The following is an 11,420-nucleotide window of genomic DNA, read 5'->3' as shown; positions in this document are numbered from 1 at the left end:
CGGCGGCGGGCAGCGTGGCCAGCCGGCGGCCGACCCAGGCTGCCAGCAGCAGCGACAGGGGCAGCACCACCATGTAGGCCAGCAGGTCGGCCGTCGACGGCATGCGGTTGGCCGTGCGCCAGTAGGCGACCGCGCCGGCCCAGCTGACGCCGAAGACCAGCAGCGCAATGAAGGAGGACTTGAGCCAGCCGCGCATGTCAGACCTGGTCGATGGTGGCTTGCTGGCCGGCGATCAGGGAAGCCCCGCATTCGGTCACGTCGCCATGGCGGGCGGCCGGCTTGCCGTCGATGATCAGGCTCATGTCGCCGCTGACGATTGCACCCGTGCCATGTACCGGGCATGTGGCCTTGTCCCCCATGCGGGCGATGCCGATGCCGCCGCTGTCGCTAACGTTCGATGCCTCGATGACGGTGCCGCCGTGCGAAGTCTTGTCGCCCAGCCTGATCAAGGGTCCTGCCATGTCGTGTTCTCCCATCTTGCTTGCTGCGGTTTCGTTAGTCGGTTCGGGACTCATCTCGCTGTCCTGGCGCCGGCGAGGCGCAGTTCCGTATGTCCCAGGTCCAGCATCTTCCAGCGCCCGCCCCAGGTCAGCCCGACCGATTCCGCCACCTCGCCGTACAGCTGGTAGCCGCGCATCGCCCATGGATCCTTTTCCGAGATGACGATGCGGCCCTGGCGCACGAAGGCGCAGTCAGCGGCGAGGCCGTACTGGTGCCAGCTCTGGTAGGCGGACGCATTGGTGACGGTGGGCCCCATGCCGGCCAGCAGCTGCTGGCGCTGCGGGCTGCGGTAACCCTCGATGAGCGTCATCTCGTAGCCATGCCGCTCCTTCATGATGCGGAAGGCGAGCAGCAGGCGCTGTTCAAAGTCCGGGTTGAGCATGGCCCAGTCGCGGCTGGCGGTGGCGATCAGCGGCCGGGCGAGCCTGACTTCCGGGGTGGCGAAGGCCAGCGGCGGCAGCGGCGGCGGGGGCGCCAGGTGTTCGCCCTCGAGCAGGGCCGCGACCTGGCCGTTGACTTCGCGCGTGGATGCCGCGAACCCGTTCAGGCGGGTATGCGCGCCGCCCAGGAAGGCCAGCAGCGGCGGAAGGATGACCAGGAGGGCACAGCTTATGCAAAATACATAGTGCCGGGTGAGGAAGCTGCGGGCCACGCGGATGCTTGCGCGGCCAGACCGGCCCATCGATGCCAGGCGGGATTCCCGCCCTTGCGACCTTGATTGCCAGTGCCGTTGAATGCGCTCTCCAGCGCTCCCGATTGCCTGCAGCAGGGCGGCGCGTCCCGAAGGGAACAACACCATCCAGCTGACCAGGCATGCGAGCGCGAAGTACAGCGCTACAGCAAAAAACAGCAAATGTGCTCTTCCTAGTTAGACAAGAATGTTACAAAAAGTCAGTTGCCGCGGAGTATAACTTTACTTTGTGGTAAGAGCCCGCACGATTGAAAATTCCCGTTATGCATAAACTCGCACAATTGGTTACTTTATTTTAGGCACGGTTTTTACAATTAACGTAGAGTTATATTTCGCTTAACTAGGGAGTGCGTTTTGCTCGACAGTCACGACCGTCGGCCGGGTTCCGGCCGTCCCAGTCTTCTATCGCCGGAGCGGCCGGCGGCGCCCGCGGACCAAGGCATCCTGAGCCAGCTCGACGGCGACGCACCGCCGTCCTGGCAGGCGCCGCGGCGCAGCAAGGGGCGTGGCGCGGCGCTGGCCTGCGGCCTTGCGCTTGCCGGCGCGGGCGCGGCCATGCTCCTGTGGTCCGTGTACGACGACGCGGTGGCCGGCGCCGCGCCGGAACTGGCGATGGCGGCCCCACAACCGCGTTCTGAGCCGGCGGCACATGCACAGCCGGCGAGCGCGGCGGCCGTCTCGACCGCGCTTGCCGCGGGTGCGGGATTGCCTTCCGCGGCCGCGATCCACGACGAGGCTGTGCCAGGCAACCAGGACGAGCTAAGCACCGCGCTCGCGGCTGCCGGCGCGGGCGCCGGGGCAGCCAGCCTGGCCCAGGCCCTCGATGCGCCGTCCGGCCGCGAGCAGGCGAAGGCGCCGGGATCCGCACTGGACGCGGGGCGCAAGGACGAGCTGTCGGCCCTGCTGGATGCGCCGCCCAAGGCCGAGCCGGTCGCGCGCACCGCTGCGCCGCGCAAGGAGGCGGCAAAGGCGAAGGCCGCTGAGCGCAAGCTGGCGCGCGAAGGCAAGGCGCGTCCGCAGTCCTCGCCGCACACGAAACCCCGCGCCAAGCCGGCGCCAAAGAAGGCCCAGCCGGCGGTCGATAGTGATGTCGCGCTGCTTGCGGCCTTGCTGGCGCACTCGAAGGCGGCCGACGCCGGGAAAGGCGCCACGCAGTTCAAGCGCTGCGCAGCAGGCGTCAGCGCAGCCGAGGCGGAGCGCTGCCGCGCGCGCCTGTGCGAAGGCAGCGCCAAGGGCACGTCCGAGTGCAAATCCTTCCGGACTTCCAAAGCGTCGAGCTGAACATGCGTCGTGAATTGCTGGACCAGGCATTGGCCGCGTTGGCGGAATTCGGCAGCGCGACGCGCCTGTACGCCTTGAGCGTGGGTGACGGCAGCCTGGAACTCGGCCCCAGCGGGCTGATGGTCGAGGCCTTCGCCGCCGACGACATGGTGCAGGGTGTGGGCATGCGCGACGTGATCGCATTGTCCACCAGCGCCGCGATCGACCTGGCCAGCCTGCTGGGCGAGCCGGCCTCGCTCGCCGTCAGCCTGGCCGACGGCAGCCGCGCCCAGTTCGCGGGCGAGATCAGCGAAGCCGCGATGCTTGGCAGCTCAGGCGGGCTGGCGCGCTACCGGGTGCGCATCTCGCACTGGATCTGGCGCCTGGCGCACGTGCGCGGCAGCCGGGTGTGGCAGGATATGGCGGTGCCGGACATCGTCGACGATGTGTTCGCGGCCTACGCGCCGGCCGCGCGCTGGCGCTGGAGCGAGGACGCGCTGTCCTTCATGGCCGCCGTGCCGGCGCGCAGCTACTGCTGCCAGTACCGCGAGTCCGACCTGGCCTTCGTCGAGCGTCTCCTGAGCGAGGAAGGCCTGGCCTGGCGCTTCGAGCAGGGCGAAGACGGGCCCACCCTGGTCGTGTTCGCCGACACCGTGGCGCGCAGCGCCATTCCCGATGACCCGAGCAGCGCGGCGATCGGCGTGCGCTTCCACGGCGCCCATGCGCGCGAACAGAGCGACACCGTGCAAGCCCTGGCCGCGCAGCGCACTGTCGGGGCCAGCGCCACCACGGTGCTCAGCTACGACTACAAATCCAAACGCGCCGTGGCCGCCAGCGCGCCGGCGCGCACGCCCGGCTCCAGCCGGCTGCCGCCGCTGGAGTCCTACGACGCGCCCGGCCAATATGCCTTCGCCAATCGCCAGCTGGCGCAGCGCTATGCGGATATCCAGATGGAGGCGCGCGAGGCGCGCACCCAGCTCTGGCGCGGCCGCTCGACCTTGCGCACGCTGCGCGCCGGCACCCGCTTGAACATCACGGGCGCGCCGCTGCAGCGCCTGAGCGAAGCGGCCGCGTATACGGTGCTGCGCGTGACCAGTGTCGGCATCAACAACCTGCCGTCGCGTGCCCAGGACGCCCTGGCCGAGCTGTTCGGCCCAATACCCGAGCTGCTGGAAGAACTGGCGCGTCCGGATGCGCCGCCGGACTTCCCCCTAGCCATCGCACAGGCCCGCAAAAGCGGCTACGCCAACTGCTTCGAGGCCGTGGCCGCGGACCTGCCGTGGCGCCCGCAGCTGGCCGGCAGCGATGGCCGCGCGCACCCGCGCCCGACCGCGGGCGGCGCCCAGAGCGCGATCGTTGTCGGCCCGGACGGCAGCGACAGCCCGGTGGGCGCCGACGAGATTCACTGCGACCGCCTGGGGCGGGTGCGCATCCGCTTCCACTGGCAGGACAGCGGCAACGCGACTTGCTGGGTGCGGGTCGCGCAGCGCCTGGCGGGCGGTGGCCTGGGCAGCCAGTTCCTGCCGCGCATCGGGCAAGAAGTGATCGTCCAGTTCATCGAGAACGATATCGACCGGCCGCTGATCGTGGGCGCCCTGTACAACGGACAGGGCGAGGGCGGCGTCATTCCCACGCCGGGCGGCAAGCCGGGTGAGTGCGACGCGGCCGCGGTGTTCGAGTCCGCCCACGATCACGCCGTCTCCGGCCAGGGCAACCTCGCTGCCGGAAACAGCCCCGTGTGGCACGGCGCGTCCAGCGACAGCGCCGGCCACCGCAACGCCGCCGCGCTGTGGGGCCTGCGCAGCAAGGAATTCGGCGGCGCCGGCTACAACCAGCTGCTGTTCGACGACACCGATGCCCAGGGACGGGTGCAGCTGCGCACCACGCTGGCGGCGACCGAGCTCAATCTGGGGCACCTGATCCATGGCGCCGATAACTACCGCGGCAGCCTGCGCGGCCTGGGCGCGGAACTGCGCACCGACGCCTATGGCGCGCTGCGCGCGCAGGCCGGGCTGCTGGTGAGCAGCTACCGGATCGCGCATGGTCCCGCGGCGCGCGAACCTGCCGGCGACAACGTCGCGGGGATCGCATTGCTGAAGCAGGCGGTGGTGCTGGGCCGGAGCCTGAGCGACGCGGCCGTGGCGCACGAGACGGTCGGCTTCGCCGCTCACCTGGGCGCCGCCAAGCCTGGCGCCAGCATGGTCGACGACAAGGCGCCGCCCCTGCAGGCGATGTTGACGGCGGTGTCGGGCATGGTGGGCGCCGAGGAACCGGACGCCGCGAGGGCGGATGCCGCGGCCAGGGACACCGCGCCTGCTGCGGACAAGCTGCCGCACCTGAGCGACCCGCTGATCGCGATCTCGGCCAAGGCCGGGCTGGCCGTCACCGCCGCGCAGGCGGTGCAGGTCTCGAGTGGGGAAACAGCTGCCTTCATGAGCGGCGGCGACACGCAGTTCGTCACAGGCGGGCGCCTGCGCGTGCATGGCGGCCAGGCGATCGGCATGCTGGCCGGCGCGGTGAAGGCGGGCGAGGGCGATGTCGGCTTGCAGCTGATCGCCGCGCAGGATGCCGTCGATGTGCAGGCCCAGGCCGACGTGCTGAAAGCACAGGCGCGCGATGAAGTCCATGTCGTCAGCGCGAACGCGCATGTGGACTGGGCGGCCGCGAAGCGCATCAGCTTGTCGACGGCCGATGGGGCGAATATCACGATTGAAGGAGGCAACATCACTGTGCAGTGCCCAGGAAAGATCACGGTTCATGCAGGGAAGAAGAGCTATCTCTCTCCCGATAGCCTGAGCTACTCGTTACCGGCAATGCCGCGCACCATCTGCGTCGCCTGCCTCAAGAAGTCACTGGACGCGGCGCCTGCGTTCACGTCCGTGGAGTAGGGCGTGCTGATTGATCCATTCGACCCTGGTTGGCAGTCCGCGCTGGCGGAGCAATATCGATCGCTGCCGCAGGGCGCGCGTCTTGTCTTGCTGGTGGATGGTGCTTTCGTACCCGGCATGTTCAGGGAGCTGGACGACCGTTGTGCAGCAGTCCTCTTGTTCGAGGCGCTTCCCGGGTGCTCCGAGGCGACCAGGGATGTGTCGCCCTTTATCGTGGAGTTCGATCCGGACAATCGGAGTTTGGAACAGGTGCTGAAGCGTTGCGACGGCTATCCAATGGTCAGCGCTATCGCCACCTTTGAAAGCCTGGTGGAACTTGGAGAACGGCTCGCGGCTTGGTGCATCGTGGCGGTGGACGGCCAGCGCTTCAATTTCCGCTTTCCTGATACACGGCGTCTTCCCGGGATATTCAAAGTGCTGACGCCGGCGCAACGTGCCGAATTTGTTGGGAGTGCATTTGGTTGGCGATACATGGGCAGGGATGGTTTGTGGCAGGAACTGTCGCTGGAAATTTGCACATCCTGTGTACCTGTTACTACAAGGGCGGAGCTGAACCAGAAGCAGTTCGGGCAGCTCGTGGAAGACAGCGAACCGGATGAGATGTGGGTACGCTTGACGCGCCGGGGAGTGGTCTCGGCACTCTCACCATCGCAACGTCACTCGATTCTGACGCGAGCTCTGGAACTGGCCGCCGTGGGCCAACTCAGCAATAACTCGAAAATGGAGTGGTGCGCCGTTTGTTTGACTGACGATAAAACACGTGATTATGAGGCGCTCCCGGAGATGTTTGCACAATGGAATCACAGAGAGATGGAACGGTTATGAAGCGGATAAATGGACTCCTATGCTCCCTACCTTTTCTGCTAGTGGGATGCTCGACATGGGCGGATTCGATGACGACATCTTCGAAGGACAGTGTTTCCGTCAGCATCCACGGCGTGAACTATACCGCAGACGCATTTCGATACGTTGTAGTCGATCCGAAAGACCCAAAGAATTCTGGCGGCGGGGAATTCATTGAGCCTTTTGGCGCGGGAGGCATCATGTGTTGTTATTCCTTGCCGAAACAATGGAGGCCTGGGATTCAGATCCAAGTCCGTTCGACACACTGGCTGCCGGAGAAACCGAACGGCGAACTGCCTGAGGTAAAAGAGGTTTTTACGGTTGACGTGCCGCGATACGCGGACGGGAAGGCCGGTGAGCTCTGGGTGATCCGGACTGCTGAGGGGAAGATCGACGTGGTCTCAAGCGATCTGCAACCTAACCATCCAAAGTGGCCGGGGAAGGTAAAAGGTTGGCCCGTCCCCTCCATTGAATACCGGCGAGAACGTTGGGAGCTGTATCGAAAAATCGCGGAGAACGACGTGGCTTTGTATCAAGGGCTGCTTGGGGAGCTGAATGCTTCCAGGCAAGAGCGTACTCAAAAAGCGTGGCCAAATGACTTGAGAATCCACCAAGAAGAGATGAAAAAGTTTAGCGGGCCAAACGACCCTGCTTATGCCGAGTTTTTGAAGCGCCGTTATATGCGAATGCTTGCAAAAGCCGAAGCTCGCGTTCAGGAGCTCATGAAAGGGAAACCTTGAGTACTGTTCTCTGCCCCTCTTTGTCAACCCGTTACTCAAGCGCCGCTGAAGAGAAAATCTTCTTCGAGGGAGATGATTTAGATTTGATTAGAATGCATGAGGAACGGGAAAGATTCGAAAATAATATTCCCGACGAATCATGTAAGACCAATCTATTCTTCGGCTTTTTCTTTGATGGAACGCGGAACAACTATGAGAAAGCAGAAGCTACCAAAGAACATTCGAATGTTGCCCGTCTTTATGATATTTTCCCTGGTCAGAGCGTGCCGGGTGTCCTCCCAACTTCTACAGAGTGGCGACACCAGACGGAGAAATATTCTCATTTTTTCAGGGTTTACATTCCGGGTGTCGCTTCTTCATTCAAAGAAGTAAACGACAGTGGGGAAGGGATGGCCGCCACCTTCGGCGGCGCTGCAGGGGCTAAAGGGAACGATCGAATCGTTTGGGGGTTAATCCAGGCAATCAATAACGTACACCGCTATTTCCATGGTCGAACTCTTATCTCATCCGAAGAGGCTGCCTCGCTATCGAACAAGATTCAATTGTCCCGTGCGGCGCGTCGCGTTATGGAAGATCCAAGTTTTTCGCCGGTCAACAGAGCCAGCAATCTAGACGAAAAACCGCGAGTCGAGTTCGAAAAGCTATTGCGGCGCTTGCACGCGAGCGTGTCTCAGCATTGGACCACAGAAGGTCGGCCGCCAGCAAAAATCGATCCCGGGATTGTCGAGAAAATCTACATTTCGATGTTCGGCTTTTCGCGTGGGGCGACGCAGGCACGAGCATTTGCGAACTGGTTAGCATCACTCTGCGGACTAGATGCAATGATCCGGGGCGAGGGGCAAAGCAGCCTGGGCGGCTTCCCGGTTGTGTTCGACTTTCTGGGCCTGTTCGATACAGTGGCGTCGGTAGGCTTGGGAAACACATACGGCAACTTTCCAATATTGCATTTATTCGACGGGCATGGTGCTTGGGCGGATGCTGAGGACAGTCTTCGAATTCCGGGCTGCGTTAATAGCTGTGTTCACTTGGTCGCGGGGCACGAGCTTCGCCGGAGCTTTCCGGTTGACTCGATCGCGGTTGGCTCAGTTCTTCCAGCGAGAGCGAAGGAAGTCGTATTCCCTGGTGTTCACTCAGACGTCGGAGGAGGGTATGGGCCAACGCAGCAAGGCAAGGGAACTGATCCGGACGGGACGGATATGCTGTCGAGGCTGCCGTTGCTATATATGTATAGGGAGGCACGAATGGCTGGCGTCCCCCTCAAGCTGGAATTGGCCCCTTCCGTTGTCAAGCGACGGTTTGCTCTAGCGCCACAGACCCTCAGCGATTTCAATGATTATCTATCGAAATGCACAAAAACGTCTGGATCGCTTACCGACATCATCAGGGAACAGGCGCTGCTGCAAATGGCGTGGCGTTACTATCGAAGAGACCAGGGGCCGCAGCCTTTGCATAAAATACCGAGCTTCGTGAGGGCGACGAATTTCGACAAAAACGATCTCGAGTCGGCGAACAAGGAATTCAACAAGGAACTCGCCGATTTCGAGGAATGGTTAGAGGGATTCACAGATCGAAAGCCACGCAGGCAAGCTCCTGGTTTCGACAATCGAGTGTCGCTCGAATGGGAGGAAATCGCTACCTATTGGAAGTTGCCGGAGCCTGATCCAGCGGTCACACGCTTTTTTGATGAGTATGTGCATGATTCACGGTCTGGATTCAAACTGAGCGGCGACGACAGCGAAGCCGAAGCCATCAAAACACTCAAGAAATGGTCAATGTGGCTCAAATATGCCAAAAAGCGGCACGAAGACTCGATGAGAAACGGTTTTGACTTCCAGCTCGAAGCACCGCCGGACTATGGCATGAGTACCAATCAGCGGATAGCAGCCGAAGACTATGACAAGACACAATCGATACCTCGGTATATCACGGAGGGCCGCGAACCATATCGGTTTGCCGAGGCGGGATATTTCCGGTTCCGTAAGATCTATGGAGGCTCGGACTCGGTCTTGCTGTCCAACTGGCGACCCGCTGGTTGGCATAATGGACGCGCAGTAGCGGCTAACACCAGAAGCACCAACTCGGATCAGGCCTCACCGGAAACTGTGTGAGTGCGTCAAGAAAGATCTGGCGCGGGCCGAGTTGGCGAAGTACGGAAGGAGGGTACGGCAGGGAGCTTTTGAAGGAGAAGCCTTGAATATGAGTGACCGCGACGTGCTAACTATCCAAGACCGGCGACCTGGCAGGAGAGCAGGCCCAACCAGCGGCCGTATCACATCGGCCTGACCCAGCACCACCCATCGGGCCGGATCGGAGCGAGGATGCATATATCGGTTCGTGCGCCGCGTGTCGCGAAGTGTGTGAATGAACGCGGAAATCGTCGCGCTGCTTGGGCGCTTTCGGAACGGAGCAACGGTTTCAGCGCCGTGATTGAAACGGTGCCGCGATCCAACATGCCACTGCCTTTTTATCTGACAAAAAATATCCGTATGAAAGCTATGCTTCCTTTCCCTTGGCGCCGCCGAATGGTGATGGCCGGCGTGGCGCTGCTCACCATTTCCGCTTGCAAGGCCAATCCCATGACCGTGACTCTGGACGTCGTCTACTTCAATTACCTGAACCGCCCGATCTTCGACGCTTTCGTGGACGGCAAGGCGGGCGACCGCGCCAGCGCCTATCCAGCGACGGGAGGCAGTACGATCACCGGGGTCCGCCTGGCGCTCGGCCCCAAGCGGGTCACTTGGCGCCTGGATGGACCAGCCGGTTCGCCACGACTCGGCGAGACGGTCACCGCCCGGAACCAGCCAGCATTACTTGAGGTCCCTGGCGACGCGGTCTTCCTCGGCGTGCACATCTACCCCGACGAAACAGTCGAGCTGATCCCCACCCATCATTATCCCCGTATGACGGAAAAGGGCGAGGCGATGGCGCGCGCCGCCAAACCTTGATGGGTCCATCACCGATTCTTTTCTCCCAGATGCCCGGCGCGGCCACCGATCTGTCCAGAAAAACGAACCTCACATATATCGATAGGGTGCATCTAAAAGCCCCGTGGCCGAGTCGATACCATGGCGCCATGGCACCGTCTTACGCGCCTCTTTTCTCATGATGAACAGGATGCTCTCCGTGCTTTCATCCAAACTCCGCCGTCTGCTGTTCGTTACAGCAGCAGCCTTTCCGATTCTCTCCGCATGCAAGACAACGCCAAAGACAGTGACGCTGGATGTCGTCTGCTTCAACTACCTGGAGCGCCCCATCTTCGAGATTTTTATCGACAACAAGGCGGGCGATAGCTCCAATCCCTATCCAGCCACCGGCGGCAGCACTATCAGCGGCGTCAGGCTGGCGCTTGGCCCTAAGCGTGTTACCTGGCGCTTGGACGGTCCCGCGGGTTCGCCCGGCAACGGGGAGACCGTGGTCGCGCGAAACATGCCGGTACTGGCAAATGTCGCGCCCGATGCTGAATTCCTGGCCATACACATCTATCCGGACGAAACGGTCGAGCTGATCCCCTCCCGCCATTATCCGCGTGCGACCGAAAAGGGCAGGATTATGGCAAGCGCTGCGCAGCGGTGAGTCTATGTTCCATTCATGGCGAGCCGTAAGCTTAGCGGTGCCAAATGACCAAGCAGAAGTGGAATGGTGTGCCGTGTTTGGCAGACGCCTAGCAATGAGATCAACTTAGGATCGAACAGTTATATGAAGGGAAGAAATGGAATCCTCTACGCGTTACCGCTTCTACTCGTGGGCTGCTCGACATCGCCGGATACTGTGCTTACACGTCCGAAGGACTTTGTTTCCGTCAGCATCCACGGCGTGAACTATAGCGCAGACGCATTTCGATACTTTGTGGTCGATCCCAAGGAGCCAAAGAATTCCGGGGGCGGAGAATTCATTGAGCCTTTCGGCGCGGGCGGCATCATGTGCTGTTACTCCTTGCCGAAGCAATGGCGGCCGGGGATTCAGATACTGGTCCGCTCGACACACTGGTTACCGAAGCAGTCGAATGGTGAATTGCCTGAGGTGAGAGAAATTTTTACGGTTGAGGTGCCTCGATACACAGATGGGAAGGCCGGCGAATTGTGGGTGATGCGTACTGCTGAGGGGAAGGTCGAGGTGGTTTCGAGCGACCTGCAACCCAATCATCCACAGTGGCCTGGGAAGGTGAAGGGCTGGCCTGTACCGTCCGTTGAATATCGGCGAGAACGCTGGAACTTACATCGTAAGCTTATAGAGGATGAGGTGGAGGTTTTTCAGGAGCTACTGCGAGAGCTAAGTACCTCGAAGGAGGCGCGGACTCGAGAGGCCTGGCCCGTCGACAAGAGACGTTTTGGCGAAGAAATGACAAAGTTTAGCGGGCCGGACGATCCGGCCTACGCCGAATACCTAGAACGACGTTATTCGGCGCAGCTAGCAAGATCGCGAGCGCGCCTTCAAGAACTCTTCAAAGAACGTCCGGGATGCGGCCCATCCTTTTAACGGCGGTCCAGCCCGCTATTC

10 protein-coding genes and 1 pseudogene are annotated in these 11,420 nt (G+C 62.0%); 8 read left to right on the top strand and 3 right to left on the bottom strand.

What is annotated here, in order from left to right; translation table 11 throughout:
* From V7778_RS05880 to V7778_RS05870, 3 genes and pseudogenes are all read right to left on the bottom strand, one after another.
* Positions 1-196: pseudogene (locus V7778_RS05880) on the bottom strand (hypothetical protein); the annotation flags it as partial.
* Position 197: 1 nt separating this feature from the next.
* Positions 198-461, bottom strand: a complete 264-nt coding sequence (locus V7778_RS05875; protein WP_335552720.1) for a PAAR domain-containing protein — start codon at positions 459-461, stop codon at positions 198-200.
* A gap of 50 nt (positions 462-511) precedes the next feature.
* On the bottom strand, positions 512-1,153 hold the full coding sequence (locus tag V7778_RS05870; protein ID WP_335552718.1) for a M15 family metallopeptidase: 642 nt from the start codon (positions 1,151-1,153) through the stop codon (positions 512-514).
* Positions 1,154-1,546: 393 nt separating this feature from the next.
* Here V7778_RS05870 and V7778_RS05865 point away from each other — a divergent pair, with 393 nt between their 5' ends.
* The 8 genes from V7778_RS05865 to V7778_RS05830 all read left to right on the top strand — a co-directional run bounded on the left by V7778_RS05865 (position 1,547) and on the right by V7778_RS05830 (position 11,399).
* Positions 1,547-2,473 carry a hypothetical protein gene (locus V7778_RS05865; protein WP_335552717.1) on the top strand — a complete coding sequence of 309 codons (927 nt, stop codon included), beginning with the start codon at positions 1,547-1,549 and terminating at the stop codon, positions 2,471-2,473.
* Positions 2,474-2,475: 2 nt separating this feature from the next.
* Positions 2,476-5,340, top strand: coding sequence for a type VI secretion system Vgr family protein (locus tag V7778_RS05860; protein ID WP_335552714.1), 2,865 nt, complete (start codon positions 2,476-2,478; stop codon positions 5,338-5,340).
* Positions 5,341-5,343: 3 nt separating this feature from the next.
* The gene (locus tag V7778_RS05855; protein ID WP_335552712.1) at positions 5,344-6,165 is read left to right on the top strand and encodes a DUF4123 domain-containing protein; all 822 of its coding nucleotides are present in this window, start codon (positions 5,344-5,346) and stop codon (positions 6,163-6,165) included.
* A 68-nt stretch (positions 6,166-6,233) separates the two neighbouring features.
* Positions 6,234-6,923, top strand: a complete 690-nt coding sequence (locus tag V7778_RS05850) for a DUF3304 domain-containing protein (RefSeq protein WP_335552710.1) — start codon at positions 6,234-6,236, stop codon at positions 6,921-6,923.
* The gene (locus V7778_RS05845) at positions 6,920-9,031 is read left to right on the top strand and encodes a T6SS phospholipase effector Tle1-like catalytic domain-containing protein (RefSeq protein ID WP_335552708.1); all 2,112 of its coding nucleotides are present in this window, start codon (positions 6,920-6,922) and stop codon (positions 9,029-9,031) included. Before V7778_RS05850 ends, V7778_RS05845 begins: the two co-directional genes overlap by 4 nt.
* A 249-nt stretch (positions 9,032-9,280) precedes the next feature.
* Positions 9,281-9,868 (top strand): hypothetical protein, encoded by a 588-nt coding sequence (locus tag V7778_RS05840; RefSeq protein ID WP_335552705.1) that lies wholly within the window; start codon positions 9,281-9,283, stop codon positions 9,866-9,868.
* Between the two features lie 157 nt (positions 9,869-10,025).
* Positions 10,026-10,496: a hypothetical protein gene (locus V7778_RS05835; protein WP_335552703.1), complete on the top strand. Its 471-nt coding sequence runs from the start codon at positions 10,026-10,028 to the stop codon at positions 10,494-10,496.
* A gap of 123 nt (positions 10,497-10,619) precedes the next feature.
* Complete coding sequence (locus V7778_RS05830; protein WP_335552701.1) at positions 10,620-11,399, top strand: DUF3304 domain-containing protein; 780 nt, start codon at positions 10,620-10,622, stop codon at positions 11,397-11,399.
* The last annotated feature ends 21 nt before the right edge of the window (positions 11,400-11,420 follow it).

The organism is Massilia sp. DD77 (assembly GCF_036961685.1).
In the GTDB taxonomy this organism is placed as follows: domain Bacteria; phylum Pseudomonadota; class Gammaproteobacteria; order Burkholderiales; family Burkholderiaceae_D; genus Telluria.
This window is presented reverse-complemented; position numbering and strand designations above follow the sequence as displayed.

Coding starts and splice junctions, on each gene's coding strand:
- V7778_RS05875 (WP_335552720.1), bottom strand. CDS start 461: ATGGCAGGACCCTTGATCAGGCTGGGCGACAAGACTTCGCACGGCGGC.
- V7778_RS05860 (WP_335552714.1), top strand. CDS start 2,476: ATGCGTCGTGAATTGCTGGACCAGGCATTGGCCGCGTTGGCGGAATTC.
- V7778_RS05850 (WP_335552710.1), top strand. CDS start 6,234: ATGACGACATCTTCGAAGGACAGTGTTTCCGTCAGCATCCACGGCGTG.
- V7778_RS05835 (WP_335552703.1), top strand. CDS start 10,026: ATGATGAACAGGATGCTCTCCGTGCTTTCATCCAAACTCCGCCGTCTG.
- V7778_RS05830 (WP_335552701.1), top strand. CDS start 10,620: ATGAAGGGAAGAAATGGAATCCTCTACGCGTTACCGCTTCTACTCGTG.